This window comes from Bradyrhizobium sp. (assembly GCF_035309285.1).
Classification (GTDB): Bacteria; Pseudomonadota; Alphaproteobacteria; order Rhizobiales; family Xanthobacteraceae; genus Bradyrhizobium.
The window spans coordinates 1-17,376 of sequence record NZ_DATGFH010000178.1 but is presented as its reverse complement, the minus strand read 5'-3'; the positions used below and the strand labels follow the sequence as shown (position 1 = coordinate 17,376).

Below are 17,376 nucleotides of genomic sequence, written 5' to 3'. Positions count from 1 at the left end.
GCAAGCGGCGAAAGGTCATCCGCATTACAGCGCGCCGCTCGGCAAGCTGCAGGGCCGGGGCGTCGCGAGCGGCTTCTGGTTCAACGCCGGCGGAGAATCCTCGGCGCAAGTGAACATCACCGAGGACGGCAACGTCGTCGTCACCACCGGCCATCCCGACATCGGCGGCTCGCGCGCCGGCATCGCCAACATCTGCGCCGAGCTCCTCGGCATCGACTACCGCCGCGTCTCCGTGATCATCGGCGATACGCAAACCGTCGGCTTCTCGAACCTCACCGGCGGCAGCCGCGTGCTGTTCGCTTCCTCCATCGTGGTGACGCAGTCGACGGAAAAGATCATCCAGACGCTGCGCGAGCGCGCGGCAAAGATCTGGAACATCGACCCCGAGGCGGTGAAGTGGGAGAACGGCGCCGCGCATCCGGTCAGCCCCAACGCCGGTCAGTTCGAGCCGCTGACGCTGGAAGAGTTGGCCGAGAAGGCGCCCGCGATGGGCGGCCCGATCGGCGCCGGCGTGCAGCTCAACACCCAAGGAGCGGAAGGCGGCTTCGGCACGCATATCTGCGACGTCGAGGTCGACACCGACCTCGGCATCGTGCGCGTGATCCGTTACACCGCGGTGCAGGACGTCGGCCGCGCCATTCATCCCGGTTACGTCGAGGGCCAGCTCCAGGGCGGCGTCGCGCAAGGCATCGGCTGGGCGCTCAACGAGGAGTACATCTATACGAAGGACGGCAAGGTCGATAATCCCGGCTTCCTCGATTATCGCATGCCGGTCTGCTCGGATCTCCCGATGATCGACTGCGCGCTGGTCGAGGTGCCGAACCCGAAGCACCCGCAAGGGGTGAAGGGCGTCGGCGAGGTGCCGCTGGTGCCCGTTATGGCTGCGGTCTCCAACGCCGTCTACCATGCGCTCAGCAAGCGTTTCTACGCGCTGCCGATGTCGCCGCCGAAGGTATCGGAGGTGCTCGACACGCCGGTGCAGCGCGCGGCGGAGTAGGGGATGACGTCCCGTAGGGCGGGTTAGCGTTAGCGTAACCCGCCATTTCTCTCGCACCGAGTTGCGGCGGGTTACGCCATCGCTAACCCGCCCTACAAGTCACATGACCGACGCTGAGAAAGTCGCCAATGTTCTCGATGCCCTCAAGGCGGCCGAACGCGAGCCGGCTCAGGCCGCGTTGTCGATGTTGAACGGCCTCGTCGGCCTTGTTCAGGCCGAAGCCGCACAACCGCTGGAAGTCGAGGAGGCGCGCGCGAGCGCCTTCATGGCCATCTGCGAAATCGGCAAGGCGCTGCATCGCGGCCAGCCCGCGAAGAGCCTGTGGCAGCCCGCGATCGAAGCGACAGAGCGCTGGAAGTCGCTGGCGCGATGACTTTGTCACTGCCTGCTCATCTTATGGACGTCACGCCCGGCTCTGCGACGCTGGGCCGCGAGTGGGTGAGCTTCGATCCCGCGAGCGCATCGGCGACGCTGCGCTTCCGCGCAAGGCCCGATTTCGGCAACCGCCATGGCACGGTGCAGGGCGGCTTTCTCGCCGCGATGCTCGATTCGGCGACGGGCATCACGCTGCTGGCGACGCTGCCGCAAGAGCTGACCGCAGTGACGATCAGTCTCAACACCAGATTCGAGCGGCCGGCGCCCATCGGCGCTCTCACCGTCAAGGCCCGCGTCGTCGAAAAGGACGAGCGCGACGCCACCGTCGAGGCCGAGGTGATGAGCCCTGACGACACCATCGTGGCCCGCGGCCGCGCGAAGTTGCGGATACGCAAGCGGCAGCCGGTTTAGTCGCCTCTCCCCATCCAGTGAAACGCGCAGATCTTGTTGCCGTCAGGATCGCGCAAATAGGCGATGTAGGCCTTCATGCCGCCGCCCTCGCGGATGCCCGGCGGGTTCTCGCAGGTGGTGCCGCCATGCGCGAGCCCCGCCGCATGGAAGGCATCAGCCTGCTCGGGAGAGGCGGCGGCAAAGCCGATCGTGCCGCCATTGGCGAAGGTTGCGGGGTTGCCGTTGATCGGCTTCGTCACTGAGAAAGTCCCGCCCCGGGAGCGCCAGAACACGCGGTGTTTGTCGACCCGTCCGGGGGGCACGCCGAGCGTGCCCAGTAGTGCGTCATAGAACGTCTTGGCCTTATCGACGTCGTTGGTCCCGATCATGACGTGCGAGAACATCTGGATATTCCTCCCCCGTTCGTCTCCGTTGCCTGTGCGGCAAACGGCGCTTCACCTGGAGAAGTCGTAGCAGAAGTTCCCGGCGCGGCGAAATCGATGAACGCGAGATGAACCAACCGCAGCGGCAGGTGCCGCAAGACCTTGTCTCGAAAAATATCCGCGCCACGTTCGCGCAACGACATCCTGCAAAGGAGGGTTCGATGACACGGACGAGCAAGCGACCGATCCAGGAGCGCCTGGACAAGCAAGCCCGAGAGGACAGGGACAAGGCCCTGATGATGCCGCCGTGTCAGGAACGGGACGCGCTCCTGCGCCGGGCCAAGCAGATGGAGAAGGCGTCCGATATCGCCGGCTGGCTCAATTCGGCGGACTTGCGGCCACCGGATTAGGGCCTGGCACGAACGCGATGACCAACAAAGATGGGCCAACAAAGATGGGCCAACAAAAACGGCGCCGTTACCGGCGCCGTCTTTGGTGCACCACACGTGGAACCGCCCCACTTCGACTGGCACTCGCGGGAGCGACCCGTTCTGGCGCTGCTGGCGTGGGAAGCCTTTGCGATCCGCCGAAGAGGCTACGCTCCATGCCACGGGAGTCAATCGGAACAACGATTATTTTTAGGCCAGCCGCTATGACCAACTTGGCGGCGGCGCGGCGCAACGCGGATTGACCGAAGCTGCTCCTACTGTCGCTCCGATTTCGGTGCGGAGAACCAGAGCTTGACCTTTAGACCAGGCGAGGTGTCGCACATTTCGATACGGGCCCCATGAAGGCGGGCGACGGCTGCCACCAGGCTCAGTCCGAGGCCGTTTCCCGGCGTGTAGCGGCTCTGCTCGAGTCGATAGAAGCGCTTGAACACCTGTTCATGTTGGCCGGCCGGAATTCCGGGTCCGTTGTCGGTGATCGAAACGATCGGGCTGCCGTTCACGGTTTCGCAGGCGACAACGACTTGCCCTCCGGCGCGGCCGTGCTTGATGGCATTGTCCACGAGATTGGCGATGGCATCGAAGATCAGATCGCGATCGCCGATCGTCAGCACTTCGCCGCTGCCATTCATGGTGAGCTGGCTGCCGCTCTCTTCGGCCGCAGCGTCGTACAGCTCGACGACCTCACGGGCGATTTCGACCAGGTTCACGGTTCGAAACGCTTCCTTGCGCACCTGCGTCTCGATTTGTGCGATCCGCGTGATCGACGTGAAGATCCTCAAAACAGCATCGAGGTCGGCGATGGTGTCGCCGATCAGCGCCTGAGCGTCCTCGCTCATGCGCTGGCCGTGATAGGCCTTTTCCAGGCGGCCGCGCATTCGCGTCAGCGGCGTGCGAAGGTCGTGAGCCAGATTGTCGCTCACCTGCTTGACCTCGCCCATCAAGGTCTCGATGCGGTCGAGCATCAAATTGAGGTTTTCAGCAACGCGATCCCATTCGTCATGGGTGCCGCGCAGCGGGATACGCTTGTCCAGACCGCTCGCCATGATGGCCCGGCTGGTGGCGTTGATCAGCTCAATTCGTCCCACGGTTCGGCGCGTCACCAGAATGCTGGCGAAGCCGGCAACCACAAATATCAGTGAAATGACGGATATCACGGCTCTCTCGATCTTTCGGGTGAAATGATCGAGGTCGCTGATGTCCCGTCCGACCAGCAGCCGATCGCCGCTCGGGAATGTGTGTATCATTCCGCGCACCAATGGCGAGTTGGTCGCCTCTGGCGAGGCTCCAGGTACGCGGAACTCAGTCCACCCCGAGGGCGTCATCGCTGTCACTGGCCATTCTCCGAGGTTGGCGACGAGCACTTTGGATGAAGGATCCGAGAGGATATAGACGTGACCCGCGAAAACCTTGGCGGCCATGCGTTGTCGGATGAGGCCGATCAGCGCATCGCGTCCCGACTGCTCGTAGACACCGCGCAGGTCCGTAAACTCGGCCATGATCCAATGATCCGATCGGCTGCGTACGTAAGCGGAGGTCGACAGGTAGACGTAACTGAAGATGACCGACACGATCACGCCAAAGGTCCCGATCGCGATCAGCGCGAGCTTGAACGTCGATGACGTGAGCGTCTTAGCCAGAAGCACGGAGACAGTATCCGATCCCGCGAATCGTATGGATCAGCGGATAGGCCTGCTGGTCGTCGACCTTGCGGCGGACCCGCCCGACATAGACGTCGATGATGTTGGTCGACGGATCGAAATGAAGGTCCCAGACGTGTTGCAGCAACATTGCCCGCGATACGACGCGGCCTTCATTGCGTACCAGATATTCAAGGAGCTGAAACTCTTTGGGAAGAAGGTCGATAGCCCTGCCGCGCCGGCTGGCGGTCCGTGAGATCAGGTCGATCGCGAGATCACCCACGCGCAGGATCGTCTCCTTGGCAACGGTGTCACTGCGCCGACCAAGCGCCTCGAGGCGAGCCAACAGTTCGATGAAGGAAAACGGCTTGACCAGGTAGTCGTCTCCGCCGGCGCGCAGACCGCGGACCTTGTCATCGACCTCTCCCAATGCGCTGATGATCAGGAACGGAGCGGCGATGCCGTCGTCGCGCAACCGGCGCATCACGGCGATGCCGTCGATGTCCGGGAGCATGCGGTCGATCGTGATGACCGCATAGTCGCAGGCCTCGCCTTGCCTCAGCGCATCGTTCCCGCAAGTGGCCAGATCCACCTGATAACCGCTGGTCGTGAGCTGTTCCACAAGCTGACCGGCGGTTTCAGGATCGTCCTCGACAACCAGAATGCGGCGATGACCTCCTGTCATGATCAAACGTCTCCGACCGACCACTTCGCGTCTTGGCTCTGTCAGCCTCAACTCATGTTACGCCGAGCTTCGGCAACGAGGCCCGCAAATGAGCGTGATGGCCGCCACCGGCCTGCCCAGAGGGCCTGCCGGCGACGATCATCATGCGGCGACTAGTAGTAGCCGTATGTCGTGCAGACGTTGGTCCACCGCGGTCCGTAGGCCGTCCATATCCTGCGCCAGCAGTCATCATAGTAGTTGTAGCTTGCGAAGGCGAAGGGGGCGCCAAAGAACGCAAAGCGATGGAAGCGGTGATGGAAGAAGAAGCGGTGGTGGTGGAAGAAGAACGGGCGACCGAACCCGGCGTGCGCAAAGCGCGGCCCGAACCCTGGATGCCCAAACCGCGGCCCGAACCCCGCATGCGAGAACGGCATGCCGGCAAAGCGTGCGCCGCCAAAGCGCGGACCTCCGCCGAAGCCGCCAAAATGCGGTCCTCCTCCCATGGCATGCATACCACCGAAGCCGCCCCCGCCGCGCATGCCGGCAAAGCCACCGCCGCCGATGCCGCCCCCACCGTGCATTCCGCCAAAGCCACCGCCGCCGTGCATGCCGCCACCGCCGAAGCCGCCACCGCCGCCGAAGCCACCGCCGCCCCCACCACCACCTCGCCCCATACCGATAGCCGGTGATGCGAGCGCGAGCGTCGTGGCGGCCAGACAAGCAGCCAGGAACTTAAGAGGCCTGTGATTCATCCCATCCCTCCATTGTTGAATTGCAGCGGGCATTCCGCCGCAGGGAGATGATCAGCAGACCCAATTCATTCGCCAACTTCAAATGACTACGGTGACAGATTCTGACTGTAAAGTTAGTGACGCATGGAGGAGCGGATATCGCCGATGGTTCGGTCGCGCCGTTTTGAACGCAGGCTCTTTACCCGGACCCAATATCCTCACACGCGCGATTTTCGCCAGTCACTTCAACGCGGTTGATGCCGCAAGGCCCGGCTGCAACAGCATCCAGACGCCGCCGACGAAGAAAGCGATGCCCGCAAGCCGCGCAATCCCACGCCCTGACGGCATGGCTTTCTCGAGCAGGACGAGGATACCGAGCGCTGCGATCCAGAAAAGGTTCATCACGCCGAGAGCAAAAAGGACGCCCATCAGCGCCCAACAGCATCCGAGACAATAGACCCCGTGGCGAAAGCCCAGCGTCAATGACCTGATCGCACCGCCTTGGAAGCCGCCCCAGCTCAAGATGAAACCGAGCGGCGATTGGCAATGCCATAAGCAAACGTCCTTTAGCGGCGTCCATTGGTAGAGTCCGGCAAAGATCAACAGGACAGCGCCAACAATTCGGCTCGCGCTTTCCATCATCGGCGTGAGCAAGGCTGCACGTTCAAGGGCCCATTGCGCCGAGGTCGCCGCGAGTGAAAAGCCGATCCACGTCAGCAAATAGCCGCCTGCAAACCATGTACTCGAGGGGAACGGCCGACTTTCTGCGGCTTGGCGTCCAAGGCGCGCGTAAACGAGGATGATCGGCGCCGCTGAGGGCGTCATCATGCCGATCATCATGACAACCCACATGGCGAAAACGTAAGCAAATTCGACCGGCTGCCAGGGCGAGCTCACCGGCATCATCAATGCCTGGCCGGCGGGAATCATGCGGTAGCCGGCCATGTCCATGCCGTCCATCGCCATATCGTTGGCGAGCCAGACCAGGTCGGACCAAGCGAGCGCGGTAAGCGCCACGACTGACGCAATGATGATGGCGCGGTCGCGGCGCAAAATGGCTTCGAGAGGCGATGCTTTCGTCAGGACGCGCTTGACCACTGGATCGGCGCGTAGTGACCATTCTTGCCAGAGTTGTCCCAGCGCATCCCGTGATCATTGAAGGTACTTCCGGATGCTCCCACCGCAAGTGCGAGCTTTTCGGGACTGACCGGATGACCGACGTTTGCCCACATCTCGCCGCTTGGATGTGCCGTCGGCAGCGGATCAACACTCATGCGCAGGATGCCCGGAATTTCGCACGAGCGTGTCTTGCCTTCGATGCGGTAGGTGATCGGAACCTTCTTCACGCCGAGGTTGGTTGCAATCAGCGGCGCAAAATGCGCCATGGGTCCTCCCGCCGCTCCGGTGAAAATGGCGCCGAGTGCCTCCGTCTGCTTTTCGTTGGCGCGCTCGTCGATATAGGCGGCTACCGACCAATTTCCATTTGCCATGGCACCCGGTGTATGGACCGCGAGAGCCACGTTCAAATTGTCAAGCGCGGTACTCTCATAGGCTCCCTTGTCGATGTGAAAGAGCAACGCGACGTCGCATACGCCTTCGGTTGGCTTCGACGTAAGCGGCGGCGATTTCGATACAAGACAGGGGCAAACCACGCTGCAGTTGCAGTTCTCGAAATAGTCTCCCGATATCTGCCAATCGACTGCCATTATTGCCTCCCTTGAAACCGTTCGCGGATGAAATGAGTAATGCAAACTGACCTTTCGCGGGTCGGTCAACATTATAGCCATCGTGAACCCGGCTGTGAAACGTCCAATCGCCGCAGGTGCGGTCCTCGTCGGCACGCATCACATGTCCCTTCGGGTCACAAGCGGCTTGGCGCCCACCCGCGCTTCAACGTGGTCGGCGTCGCCAATCCGATCGCGTCGGGCAACTGATTTGCTCGACCGGGCTGATTTTCCGAAATCGCGTCAAGCCCTCCGGTGAAAAATAATTCTCTTTTTCAGAAGACAAATCGGCTGTATGGTATGCATCATCCCGCGTGGCTGCCAGGGGCGCTTCGCGATCGTCACGAAACGTTGCGCGGGATGCGGTGGACGTGTTGGTGTCGACTGACGAGGGACGCCATGCACGGACGGCGAAGGCGTGTGGTCCTGATCCCCCGATGCTGGGATCAAGTCTGCAAGGACTCATTGCAGGCGACGGTGACTAACAGAGCCCGGACACCGGGGAGAGCACGCTATAAGTCGTAAACCATCGCGCAGGGAATGCCGGAGTGTGTTCGGTTGTACCTGTGATGACTCGTGTGCGTTTTTGCGCATTTGCTGCACACGAGGCTGCGGGTGCAACGGCACCCGGCATTCTCTGCGCCCTGAAGGGCGGAGGACCTTGCAAGACCCGGACGCAATGCGCCGCGGGAAGGAGAAGTTGCGTTTTGGGTTGGACCAGAATCCGATTGCGCCTACCGCAGCCCCTCGTACACCATGAAGCCCCGCGCAACCTTCAGCTTGCGCAGCGCGCGTGGAACCAAGCGCTCCTGCGGCGGATGGATGTAGCGCCAGGAGGTGAGCGTTAGCTCGGAGAGCACGCCGTCAGCCGTATCGAAGGGAGCAAGGAGCCCGGTCAGGCTGAGCGGCGCATGGGCGCGGGTGTTGAAGGGGAGCAGCAGAAGCTCGAGATGCGTGGTGACGCCGCGCGGCGAGGTGGTGGTGAGGCCGGCGATCGCAGGCAGCATCTCGTCGGCAACAACCGCCGTGATCTCTTCGATCTCGCGCCGGCTCTGGGCGGCAAACAGGGCAGGGAAGTTCTGGTCCTTCATGTCGCGACCGAACAGCGCACAGACGCGGGTGCCGGCGACACGAAAGGGATAACCCGCTTCGCAGGACAGCACGAAGATATCGCCGAGCAATTCGCGCACGGCGTTCGGATCGATGTCGCTGCGGTCCGGCGCCCGCGCGTCGCCGCGCCGGCCGTCCCAATAGGCGAAGAATTCCCGGCTAGCCGGATGCTTCATGTAAACTCACCCCGGTGTCCACACCTGTGGGACAATTCTGTCCCGCTTTCGCGCACACCCGTTCCCGAGGAACGTTGTGCCGGAGGGGCCGTGCAGCGTCCATGCCGCAGGCGCTTCGGGTGGCCGCTTTGCGGCGTTAACGTTAAGTTAACGATGCGGTTTGCGGCGGCGGGATCTGCGGCTAGGGTCCGCGCATCCCGCCTCGCCGGTTTTCTCCAGGTTGCCCCGCGAGGCGCACACAGGCTGCGTCAAACAGAAGGGTCAGCGGCAGCCGGGGAGGGGTGGGGATGCACCCGGACCCGGCACCGTAAGGCCAAAGCATCGAGGGAGGGCGTTCTCAGCGCCCTCCCTTTTGCTAATCCATGATCGCCCGATTGCGCACTTGCACCGGCGGGCGAAAGGCGACTATCTCAGCCACATCATCATTTGAGCGCTGCTGAAGGTCCGCTTCGCCTTGGAATCCCCGCAACAACCGATCGAGGACACCCCGCCCGGACTGCCGGCGGAGGCGCCGCAGGCCGCGCCGCGCGAGCCGATCCTGACCTTGCCGCCGGCGCTTACGGGCTATGTGCTCCTGCTTGCGATCATCCATCTGCGCGTGCTGCTGCCGGTGGATTGGGAGGAGTGGACCATCGACGTGCTCGGCTTCATTCCGAAGCGCTACGACACCACGCTCCTGGACGTGACCTTTCCGGGTGGCGCGGGCGCGAAAATCTGGACTTTCGTCACCTATTCGCTGCTGCACGCCAATCTGAGTCATATCGGCTTCAACGTGCTGTGGCTGTTGCCGTTCGGCAGCGCGCTGGCGCGGCGCTTCGGCGCACTCCGCTTCTATCTGTTCATGGCGGCGACGGCGGCAGCCGGCGCGCTCGCCCACCTCATCACCCACGAACATGCACTGGCGCCGATGATCGGTGCGTCCGCCTCGGTGTCCGGCACCATGGCGGCTGCGATCCGCTTTGCCTTCGTGCAGGGCAGCTTCCTGTCGTTCTCGCGCGGGGATGCCGAGGCCGCCGCAAGAGTTCCGGCGCTGTCGCTCGGACGGGCGCTGCGCAATGGCCGGGTGCTCGCGTTCCTTGCGATCTGGTTCGGGGTGAACATCATCTTCGGCGTCGGGTCGCTCACGATCGGCGGCATGGATGAAGGCCAGAGTGTTGCCTGGCAGGCGCATATCGGCGGCTTTTTCGCAGGTTTGATTCTATTTGCGCTGTTCGATCCGGTGCCGCGCCGCGAAAACGATGCTGCAGGTGCGTTATCGAATCCACCGCACTAGCGCAGGTCTTCCGGACGTATCGTCCGCCGGAAACAACAAGGTCAGGTGGCGTGACGGATTGCGCTGTGGCGCGATTCAATTCATCATCCGCCAAGCAGATTAGAGCCGGACGGCGAAAAATCGCCGTGCCTGCGGGAAGCGGGCGAAACGAAACCGGCGCGAGTGTGTTGTCTTCTACTCGAACCCTGTCTTTGAAGGGGTTTATCGATTCAGGGAGGCGACGAATGACGGTGCGAGCTATCCTCGATACCAAGGGCCATCAGGTCGAGAGCGTCCAGCCGGGCGCAAAGCTCTCGTCGGCGGTGAAGATTCTGGGCGAGCGTCGGATCGGGGCCGTGCTGGTTCTCAATGTGGCCGGTCAGATCGAGGGCATCCTGTCCGAGCGCGACATCGTGCGCGTGCTGAGCGAGCGTGGCGCGGCCGTGCTCGAAGAGCCGGTCAGCAACGTGATGACGAAACGGGTCGTGAGCTGCCGTTCGTCGGATACCGTCAGCGGCATCATGGAGATGATGACGCTCGGAAAATTCCGGCATCTGCCCGTGGTCGAGGACGGCAAGCTGGTCGGCCTGATCTCGATCGGCGACGTCGTGAAGTGGCGCGTGCAGGAATACGAGCTCGAGCAGGAGGCGCTGCGCGACTATATCAAGACCGCCTGATCAAGACCGCCTGACGCGAGCTCAGGGCACCTTCGCTTTCGCTGTGACGGAATCGGGCGGCGCCAGCACGTGGATCGCTTCCTGGATGGAATCGATCGCGCGTTCCGTGGCGCGTGTGCCGAAGTCGATGAGATCGGCGGCGCGATGGAAGTCGAACCAGCCGATCTGGCCGACGCGCGGCGTAACCAGCAGGTCCGGCGGGTCACCGGCGAGGCGGGCGCGGGTGATGCGGTCCTGCATGATGTTGAAGGCATCGACCATGACCGAGGAGATGCCGGGCCTTCCGCCACCGCCGAAAAATTCGCGCTTCACGGCGCGCTCTGGCGAGAAGAATTTGCCGAAGCGGCGCCTGGCCGGTGGGGTCGGCGCGGTGTCGGCTTCGATCGGGTCCGGCCGCAGAGCGCCGTGGGCGTAGATGGTCGTGGAATGGGTAAAAACATCATTGGACACGTTGGCGGCAATGACGATTTCCGCGCCGAGCGCGCGTGCCGCCGATACCGGAACCGGATTGACCAACGCGCCGTCGACCAGCCAGCGGTCGCCGATCAGGATGGGGGCAAAGATGCCCGGCAGTGCGTAGGAGGCGCGCATCGCTTCGACCACGCGGCCATGGGTCAGCCAGATCTCGTGGCCGGTGCGAACTTCGGTCGCTACGCTTGCGAACTTGATCGGCAGGTCCTCGATCATGGTCTTGCCGATCGAGGCTTCGAGCTGGGCGGCGAGCTTTTCGCCGCCGATCAGGCCGCTTCCGTTGAGACGGATGTCGAGATAGCCGAGGACGTTGCGGACCTGCAGGCCGCGCGCCCATGCTTCGAGCGTGTCAAGATGGCCCGCCGCAAAGGCGCCGCCGACCACCGCGCCGATCGATGTGCCCACGACGACGTTCGGCACAATGCCATTGGCAAGCAGGGTACGGAGCACGCCGATATGGGCAAAGCCGCGCGCCGCGCCGCCGCCCAGCGCTAGCCCGATGATGGGCCGGCGAATGCTGCCCAGGCCGACCTTGTCGCCGCCTTCGGGATCGCTGTGGCTACGCCTCGTCAAACGCTCAAGCACCGAAATCTCCTGGTGGGGCCCAGACTATTGATTGCGGCCCGGCCCCGCCAGAAACTACCGCAAGCATGGTTTATGCCGCGGTTAGAGAGGGATTACGACTTGATCGCGACCAATAAAATCAATTCCCGGTCACTCCCGGAGTTCCTTGGAGAGCTCGTTCGTTTGGCCAATCCGGGCGCGGGACGGCTTGAATTTGCCGCGTTTTCGGTGAAAAAGCAGAGGGATGAGAACAGGGGGTGACGGCATCTTCCGATGGCGGCGCGCGGAGCACGCGTGGCCGACCCTTGCGCTGGGCGCCCTTCTGCTCGCCTTCGTTGCCTCTCCGGCCAATGCCCAGTTTTTCAGTGACCGCCCGCCGCCGATACCTCCGGCTTCCGTGCCGGATCCCGGTGCGGCCGTAAGTCTGGCGCCGCCCTCCGGGCCCGGTGCCGCCATACCGCCTCCGGTTGGCGCCCCATCCAGCCTGCCGCCGGCACTCACTCAGCCCTCCATCGCCTCTGCGCCCCCGGGCGGCGGCGCGCCGGGACAGGCCGTGCTGGCGCTGTCGGCGCGCTATGGCAAGGACATGCCGGCGATCAACGGCGGCCTCGTCTGGCGGATCTTCGCCGACCACCCGGACGAGACCGGTACCTTCAAGATGATCCGCGAGGATCGCAATCCGGCACCCAACATCGTGCTGCCGCCGGGCGGTTACGTCGTGCATGTCACGCTCGGCCTCGTCAGCGCCGTGCGCGCGGTGACGCTCAAGGCCGAGACAGACCACGAATTATTCCTGCTGCCGGCGGGCGGCCTGCGCATCGAGGGTCGGGTCGGCACGTCCAAGATTCCACAGAATCAGATTTCGTTTGCGATCTACAAGGGTAGCCAGTTCGAAGGCGGCGACCGAGCGCCGCTGGTGCCGAGCGTCGCCGCCGGCGATCTCGTGCTGCTGCCCGAGGGGATCTATTACATCATCTCCAACTATGGCGACGCCAATTCGGTGGTGCGCTCCGACATCCGCGTGCAGGCCGGCAAGCTCGATGACGTCGTCGTCACCCATCGTGCCGCCGTCATCACGCTCAAGCTGGTGTCAGGCGAGGGCGGTGAGGCGCTTGCCAACACGGCCTGGTCGGTGATCACGCCGGGTGGTGACGTGATCAAGGAGACGATCGGCGCGTTTCCGCGCATGGTGTTGTCGGAAGGCGAGTATCGCGCGATCGCCAAGAACGAAGGCAAAGTCTACGAGCGGCCCTTCAATGTCGTGAACGGCGTCGACGGCGAAGTCGAGGTCGTCGCGCGCTAGCCGCCGCATGATGCGCAAACAAGACGCGTGCAATCAGCGATAGCTGTCATAGTTCGTAACACGCACTAACCATCGCATGACTTAAAACTGTCATAATCGCGGCATCGCCCTCGGGCTCGGCGATTTTTTACGGGCTATTAAACCGCTCTCTCTTGGATGGCGCCCGGTGGGAAAGCCGTGGGGAACGTCATGGTTGCCAAGCAGACATCCAGGAAACTAAAAACAGAACTATTCGACGACTTGCCCGTCCTGCGGCGCAAATGGCAGGCGGCGATGCGTCCCGGCGAAAGGCTTCCCCGCTACGAAGACGTGATGTTGGGCAGCCTCGGCCGCATCGCCGACCATATCGTGCTTTTGAAAACCAATCGCGAGGCGATGGAGGTCTCGCGCACAGGCCGCTACGTCCAGCAATGGCTGAATGACGAGCGCTGGGACATTCCGCTCAATGTGCTGTCGCCGGATTGCGCGACCGCGCTTTCCGAATCCGCCGGCATCGCGCTTGCGAGCGGGCATCCGCATCTTGCAGTGGCGCATTGCGTGCGCGACGGCATGGTCAGGACCTACGACGTGCTGGCGCTGCCGACGGCCTCGCGCTGGGGCGGCACGCTGGTCGGCACCTATGTCAATGAGCGTGACGCGCAATATAACCTCCTCGATGCGGTCTTCGCGCACACCGAAGAGGGCGTGCTCTCGCTTGCAACCTTGCGCGACGCGCGGCAAAGGCCCTTCGACTTTCAGATCGTGCACCACAATCAGGCCGCGTCGGCGCTGTTGAAGGTGCCGGCGCCGAACCTGCAATGGCGCCGCCTCAGCGAGGGCGGCAACCTGCTGTGCGCGCGCGAGGTCGCCGACCGGTTGCTTGCGATCGTGGCAAGGAACGGCCGCGATCAATTCGAAATCGACAGCGACGACCGCAACCTGCAGCTGGGTGCCAGCGCCTTCGGCGACATGCTCTCGCTCACGATCGCCGACGTCACCGCGCTGAAGCGGCGCGAGGCCTCGTTCCGGCTCCTGTTCGACCATAACCCGATGCCGATGTGGGTGTTTGACGTTGAAACCACGCGCTTCCTCGGCGTCAATGACGCCGCGGTCCAGCACTACGGCTATAGCCGCGCCAAATTCCTCGACATGAAGCTGCAGGAGATCTGGCCGCAGGATGAATGGTCTGCGCACACCAAGGCGTTGCAGCAGATCGGTGTCTCGCACTATTCGGGCCGCAACTGGCGGCACCTCAAGGCCGACGGCAGCGAGATCCACGTCTTGACCTACGGCCGCCGCGTCGCCTTCGACGGCCGCGATTGCTTCATGGTCGCGGTGGTCGACATCACCGAGCGGCGCAAGGCGGAAGCGCGGATCGCCTATATGGCGCATCATGATGGCCTGACCAATCTGGCAAACCGCGAGCTGTTTCAGGAGCGGCTCAAGGAGGTGCTGGAAAGTGACAAGCCCGTCGCCGTGCTCTGCGTCGATCTCGACCTCTTCAAGAACGTCAACGATTCGCTCGGTCATCCGATCGGCGATCGCCTGCTGAAGCTGGTTGCCGAGCGATTGCGCGCGCAGGCTCGCGGCAACAATCTTGCGGCGCGCCTCGGCGGCGACGAATTCGCGATCATCCTGGCTACCGACGTCTCGCCGAACGAGGTGAGCGATTTCGCCGCGCGGCTGATCCGGGTCTTGAGCGCGGCCTATGATATCGACGGCAACGAGGTTGTGATCGGCGCCTCCATCGGGATTGCGCTATCGCCGGGCGACGGCAGGACCAGCGAGGAGCTGATGCGCAATGCCGATCTCGCACTCTATCGGGCCAAGGAGGACGGCGGCGGTGTGCACCGCTTCTTCGAGCGCGAGATGGACCGTCAGGCGCAGAAGCGCCGCGATATGGAGCTCGACCTGCGCCGCGCGTTCGTCAACGGCGAGTTTGAGCTGCACTATCAGCCGCTGGTGGATGTCGCGACCGACCGCATCAGCGGGTTTGAATCGCTGTTGCGCTGGCGGCATCCCGACAAGGGCATGATCTCTCCGGCGGAATTCATTCCGGTCGCCGAGGACATCGGCCTGATCGTATCGATCGGGGAATGGGTACTGCGCGAAGCTTGCAGCGAGGCGGTGAAATGGCCCGCGGGCGTCAAGGTGGCCGTGAACCTCTCGCCGGTGCAGTTTCGCAGCCGCAATCTGGTCCAGGTCGTGGTCTCGGCGCTGGCGAATTCGGGGCTATCGCCGAAGCGGCTCGAGCTCGAGATCACCGAATCGCTGTTCCTGGCCGAGACCGAGGCCAATCTCGCCATCCTCCATCAGCTTCGTGAGCTCGGCGTCAGCATCTCCATGGACGATTTCGGAACCGGCTATTCGTCGCTGAGCTATCTGCGCAGCTTCCCCTTCGACAAGATCAAGATCGATCGTTCCTTCGTGAAGGATCTCGCCAAGCGTTCCGATTGCGTCGCGATCGTGCGCGCGATCTCCGGCCTCGGCCGCAGCCTGAACATCACCACGACCGCGGAGGGCGTGGAGACGATCGACCAGCTGGACTGGCTCCGCGCCGAAGGCTGCAACCAGGTCCAGGGCTTTCTGTTCAGCGCCGCAAAGCCGGCCAGCGAGATCGCGCAATTGCTGTATCGCTTCGGCGTGCGCAGCTCGCAGGCCGCGTAAAGGCATTCAGAACCGCGTGACGATGTCCGATAGCGCCGGGCGAGGGCGATCCTCACTCGGCTTCGATGGCGTGCCAATATGGATGAAACCGACGAGTTTCTCGTCTGCCGTCAAGCCGAAGCCATCGAGCACGTCGCGGTCGAAAGCGAACCAGCCGGTGAGCCAGCAGGCGCCATAGCCGAGCGCGGTCGCCGCGGTGACGATGTTCATCGCGCTGGCGCCTGCCGACATTTCCTGCTCCCAAGGCGGCACCTTCGGATGCGGCCTGGTGAAGCTGACGACGCCGATGACGAGCGGCGCATCGGTGAGCCGCTTCCTCTCGACCTCGATCTCGGCCGCCGCCGCTTGCGGATTCTTCTTCGCAAACACCCTGGCGATGATCTCGCCGGCGCGGGCGCGGGCATCGCCCTCGAACAGGATGAACCGCCACGGCGTGAGCTTGCCATGATCGGGCACCCGCGCGCCGATGGTGAGGATGGTCTCGATCTCGGCGGGTGAGGGGCCTGGCCCAGTCATCTCGCGCGGCTTCATCGAGCGGCGGGTCTTCAGGAGTTCAATGGCGTCGGGCACGATGATTCTTTCGAGAGTGACGGACTGTCTAGAGATAGGAGAAGGGGAGGTCAGTTGGAAGGGAATTTGGAGCAATTTTGAAGAACTGGGCCAACTCCCTCGGTCGCGCACAAAAAGTCTTGGTCCCAATATGGGACTATGCTAGATTGCTTGGGTGAGGGTGATTGCGCTCAGCACGATCAAGGCCTTTCTAAACCGTGGCGCAAGCGTCGCCGACGCACGCGAGCCGGTCATGGCTTGGTTCAGACAGGTGCGGCAAGCCGATTGGGCAAGGCCATCGGACGTCAAGCGGGACATCCGCAGCGCGAGTATTCTCAAGGACGGCCGCGTGGTCTTTAACTTAACTGGCAACAAGTACCGCATTGTTGTCTGGATCAACTATCCTTATCGGGTCGTCTATATCAGGTTCATCGGAACCCATCGTCAATATGATACGATTGACGCTCAAACCGTTTGAGGTCCGGGCAATGAATATCGCACCGATCAAATCGCATCGCGACTATCGCCGTGCCCTTCGCGAAATCGAGGGACTGATGAACGCGCGGCGCAATTCACCCGAAGGGGATCGGCTGGACGTTCTGGTCACGCTCGTGGAGGCATGGGAGCGAAAGCACTATCGGATCGATCTGCCCGACCCTGTGGAAGCGATCAAATACCACATGGAGCAGGGTGGGCTGCAACCTCGCGATCTTATTCCTTTCATCGGCAGCCGAAACCGCGTGCACGAGGTGCTCAATCGGCGACGCGAACTAACGCTCAACATGATCAGGCGATTGCATGAGGGACTCGGCATTCCCGCTGAGTCGCTCATCAAGGTTCGGCAACAAAAGGCGGCCTGACCTCAGGTGACAGCGGCCGTGTCCGCCGCCGCCATCCGCGCCCGCTTGATGTCCGGCGGCGTCGCCTCGTCGACCAGCGCGGCCAACGCCTCATCGGTCGCCATCACCTTCTGCCCCTCGTGGCCGAACCGGCGAACCGAAACCGTATGGCTTTCGGCCTCCTTCTTGCCGACGGCGAGCAGCGCCGGGATTTTGGCGAGCGAATGCTCGCGGACCTTGTAGTTGATCTTCTCGTTGCGAATGTCGAGCTCGGTGCGAAGGCCGGCAGCGGCGAGGGCGGCCTTCACCTCCTGCGCATAGGCGTCGGCGTCGCTGGTGATGGTGGCGACCACGACCTGGAGCGGGGCGAGCCAGAGCGGGAACTTGCCGGCGTAATTCTCGATCAGCACGCCGATAAAACGCTCGAGAGAGCCGAAGA

At 63.1% G+C, this 17,376-nt stretch carries 19 protein-coding genes and 1 pseudogene; 10 read left to right on the top strand and 10 right to left on the bottom strand.

The genetic code is table 11. The features are described 5' to 3' along the window. From VKR55_RS32630 to VKR55_RS32620, 3 genes are all read left to right on the top strand, one after another. Positions 1 to 997, top strand: a 997-nt coding sequence (locus tag VKR55_RS32630) for a xanthine dehydrogenase family protein molybdopterin-binding subunit (RefSeq protein WP_324409521.1), incomplete at its 5' end; no start/stop codon positions are given. Between the two features lie 103 nt (positions 998 to 1,100). After that, on the top strand, positions 1,101 to 1,370 hold the full coding sequence (locus VKR55_RS32625; RefSeq protein ID WP_324409520.1) for a hypothetical protein: 270 nt from the start codon (positions 1,101 to 1,103) through the stop codon (positions 1,368 to 1,370). A 23-nt stretch (positions 1,371 to 1,393) separates the two neighbouring features. Beyond that, positions 1,394 to 1,783, top strand: coding sequence for a PaaI family thioesterase (locus tag VKR55_RS32620; protein WP_324409519.1), 390 nt, complete (start codon positions 1,394 to 1,396; stop codon positions 1,781 to 1,783). Here the strand turns inward: VKR55_RS32620 and VKR55_RS32615 are convergent. Continuing rightward, the gene (locus tag VKR55_RS32615; protein WP_324409518.1) at positions 1,780 to 2,166 is read right to left on the bottom strand and encodes a VOC family protein; all 387 of its coding nucleotides are present in this window, start codon (positions 2,164 to 2,166) and stop codon (positions 1,780 to 1,782) included. The two genes, VKR55_RS32620 and VKR55_RS32615, sit on opposite strands and share 4 nt — an antisense overlap. Positions 2,167 to 2,366: 200 nt before the next feature. Here VKR55_RS32615 and VKR55_RS32610 point away from each other — a divergent pair, with 200 nt between their 5' ends. After that, the gene (locus tag VKR55_RS32610; RefSeq protein WP_324409517.1) at positions 2,367 to 2,555 is read left to right on the top strand and encodes a hypothetical protein; all 189 of its coding nucleotides are present in this window, start codon (positions 2,367 to 2,369) and stop codon (positions 2,553 to 2,555) included. Positions 2,556 to 2,848: 293 nt separating this feature from the next. On the opposite strand, the pseudogene VKR55_RS32605 reads toward VKR55_RS32610, so the two are convergent. The 6 genes and pseudogenes from VKR55_RS32605 to VKR55_RS32580 all read right to left on the bottom strand — a co-directional run. Then, positions 2,849 to 3,793: pseudogene (locus VKR55_RS32605) on the bottom strand (sensor histidine kinase); the annotation flags it as partial. Positions 3,794 to 4,223: 430 nt separating this feature from the next. Then, positions 4,224 to 4,916, bottom strand: a complete 693-nt coding sequence (locus VKR55_RS32600; RefSeq protein ID WP_324409523.1) for a response regulator transcription factor — start codon at positions 4,914 to 4,916, stop codon at positions 4,224 to 4,226. A gap of 152 nt (positions 4,917 to 5,068) precedes the next feature. After that, complete coding sequence (locus VKR55_RS32595) at positions 5,069 to 5,647, bottom strand: hypothetical protein (RefSeq protein WP_324409515.1); 579 nt, start codon at positions 5,645 to 5,647, stop codon at positions 5,069 to 5,071. Positions 5,648 to 5,866: 219 nt separating this feature from the next. Next, positions 5,867 to 6,724: a DUF2182 domain-containing protein gene (locus VKR55_RS32590; RefSeq protein WP_324409514.1), complete on the bottom strand. Its 858-nt coding sequence runs from the start codon at positions 6,722 to 6,724 to the stop codon at positions 5,867 to 5,869. Next, positions 6,706 to 7,332, bottom strand: a complete 627-nt coding sequence (locus VKR55_RS32585) for a DUF1326 domain-containing protein (RefSeq protein ID WP_324409513.1) — start codon at positions 7,330 to 7,332, stop codon at positions 6,706 to 6,708. The genes VKR55_RS32590 and VKR55_RS32585 overlap by 19 nt, the downstream gene beginning before the upstream one ends. Before the next feature lie 752 nt (positions 7,333 to 8,084). Further along, on the bottom strand, positions 8,085 to 8,636 hold the full coding sequence (locus VKR55_RS32580; RefSeq protein ID WP_324409512.1) for a PAS domain-containing protein: 552 nt from the start codon (positions 8,634 to 8,636) through the stop codon (positions 8,085 to 8,087). Positions 8,637 to 9,090: 454 nt separating this feature from the next. Between VKR55_RS32580 and VKR55_RS32575 the strand changes: the two genes are divergently transcribed. Both VKR55_RS32575 and VKR55_RS32570 read left to right on the top strand, forming a co-directional pair. Next, positions 9,091 to 9,909 carry a rhomboid family intramembrane serine protease gene (locus VKR55_RS32575; RefSeq protein ID WP_324409511.1) on the top strand — a complete coding sequence of 273 codons (819 nt, stop codon included), beginning with the start codon at positions 9,091 to 9,093 and terminating at the stop codon, positions 9,907 to 9,909. A gap of 224 nt (positions 9,910 to 10,133) precedes the next feature. Then, positions 10,134 to 10,565 carry a CBS domain-containing protein gene (locus VKR55_RS32570; RefSeq protein WP_324409510.1) on the top strand — a complete coding sequence of 144 codons (432 nt, stop codon included), beginning with the start codon at positions 10,134 to 10,136 and terminating at the stop codon, positions 10,563 to 10,565. 21 nt (positions 10,566 to 10,586) lie between these two features. Here VKR55_RS32570 and VKR55_RS32565 read toward each other — a convergent pair whose 3' ends face one another. Then, entirely contained in the window at positions 10,587 to 11,621 is a 1,035-nt protein-coding gene (locus VKR55_RS32565; protein ID WP_324409509.1) for a patatin-like phospholipase family protein, read from the bottom strand. 223 nt (positions 11,622 to 11,844) lie between these two features. On the opposite strand from VKR55_RS32565, the gene VKR55_RS32560 reads away from it, so the two are divergent. Further along, positions 11,845 to 12,903, top strand: coding sequence for a hypothetical protein (locus tag VKR55_RS32560; protein WP_324409508.1), 1,059 nt, complete (start codon positions 11,845 to 11,847; stop codon positions 12,901 to 12,903). A gap of 189 nt (positions 12,904 to 13,092) precedes the next feature. After that, positions 13,093 to 15,549, top strand: a complete 2,457-nt coding sequence (locus VKR55_RS32555) for a putative bifunctional diguanylate cyclase/phosphodiesterase (RefSeq protein ID WP_324409507.1) — start codon at positions 13,093 to 13,095, stop codon at positions 15,547 to 15,549. Between the two features lie 6 nt (positions 15,550 to 15,555). Here the strand turns inward: VKR55_RS32555 and VKR55_RS32550 are convergent, their stop codons facing one another. After that, positions 15,556 to 16,119, bottom strand: a complete 564-nt coding sequence (locus tag VKR55_RS32550; protein WP_324409506.1) for a nitroreductase family protein — start codon at positions 16,117 to 16,119, stop codon at positions 15,556 to 15,558. Positions 16,120 to 16,273: 154 nt separating this feature from the next. Here VKR55_RS32550 and VKR55_RS32545 point away from each other — a divergent pair, with 154 nt between their 5' ends. After that, positions 16,274 to 16,576 carry a type II toxin-antitoxin system HigB family toxin gene (locus VKR55_RS32545; RefSeq protein WP_324409505.1) on the top strand — a complete coding sequence of 101 codons (303 nt, stop codon included), beginning with the start codon at positions 16,274 to 16,276 and terminating at the stop codon, positions 16,574 to 16,576. A 10-nt stretch (positions 16,577 to 16,586) separates the two neighbouring features. Continuing rightward, positions 16,587 to 16,958 (top strand): helix-turn-helix domain-containing protein, encoded by a 372-nt coding sequence (locus VKR55_RS32540; RefSeq protein WP_324409522.1) that lies wholly within the window; start codon positions 16,587 to 16,589, stop codon positions 16,956 to 16,958. 2 nt (positions 16,959 to 16,960) lie between these two features. Here VKR55_RS32540 and VKR55_RS32535 read toward each other — a convergent pair. After that, a partial coding sequence (locus VKR55_RS32535; RefSeq protein WP_324409504.1) for a His/Gly/Thr/Pro-type tRNA ligase C-terminal domain-containing protein occupies positions 16,961 to 17,376 on the bottom strand: 416 nt, incomplete at its 5' end.

Excerpts from the sequence above, each read along its gene's own strand:
- VKR55_RS32625 (WP_324409520.1), top strand. The coding sequence starts at position 1,101 with ATGACCGACGCTGAGAAAGTCGCCAATGTTCTCGATGCCCTCAAGGCG.
- VKR55_RS32620 (WP_324409519.1), top strand. The coding sequence starts at position 1,394 with ATGGACGTCACGCCCGGCTCTGCGACGCTGGGCCGCGAGTGGGTGAGC.
- VKR55_RS32615 (WP_324409518.1), bottom strand. The coding sequence starts at position 2,166 with ATGTTCTCGCACGTCATGATCGGGACCAACGACGTCGATAAGGCCAAG.
- VKR55_RS32610 (WP_324409517.1), top strand. The coding sequence starts at position 2,367 with ATGACACGGACGAGCAAGCGACCGATCCAGGAGCGCCTGGACAAGCAA.
- VKR55_RS32600 (WP_324409523.1), bottom strand. The coding sequence starts at position 4,916 with ATGACAGGAGGTCATCGCCGCATTCTGGTTGTCGAGGACGATCCTGAA.
- VKR55_RS32595 (WP_324409515.1), bottom strand. The coding sequence starts at position 5,647 with ATGAATCACAGGCCTCTTAAGTTCCTGGCTGCTTGTCTGGCCGCCACG.
- VKR55_RS32585 (WP_324409513.1), bottom strand. The coding sequence starts at position 7,332 with ATGGCAGTCGATTGGCAGATATCGGGAGACTATTTCGAGAACTGCAAC.
- VKR55_RS32580 (WP_324409512.1), bottom strand. The coding sequence starts at position 8,636 with ATGAAGCATCCGGCTAGCCGGGAATTCTTCGCCTATTGGGACGGCCGG.
- VKR55_RS32570 (WP_324409510.1), top strand. The coding sequence starts at position 10,134 with ATGACGGTGCGAGCTATCCTCGATACCAAGGGCCATCAGGTCGAGAGC.
- VKR55_RS32560 (WP_324409508.1), top strand. The coding sequence starts at position 11,845 with ATGAGAACAGGGGGTGACGGCATCTTCCGATGGCGGCGCGCGGAGCAC.
- VKR55_RS32555 (WP_324409507.1), top strand. The coding sequence starts at position 13,093 with ATGGTTGCCAAGCAGACATCCAGGAAACTAAAAACAGAACTATTCGAC.
- VKR55_RS32540 (WP_324409522.1), top strand. The coding sequence starts at position 16,587 with ATGAATATCGCACCGATCAAATCGCATCGCGACTATCGCCGTGCCCTT.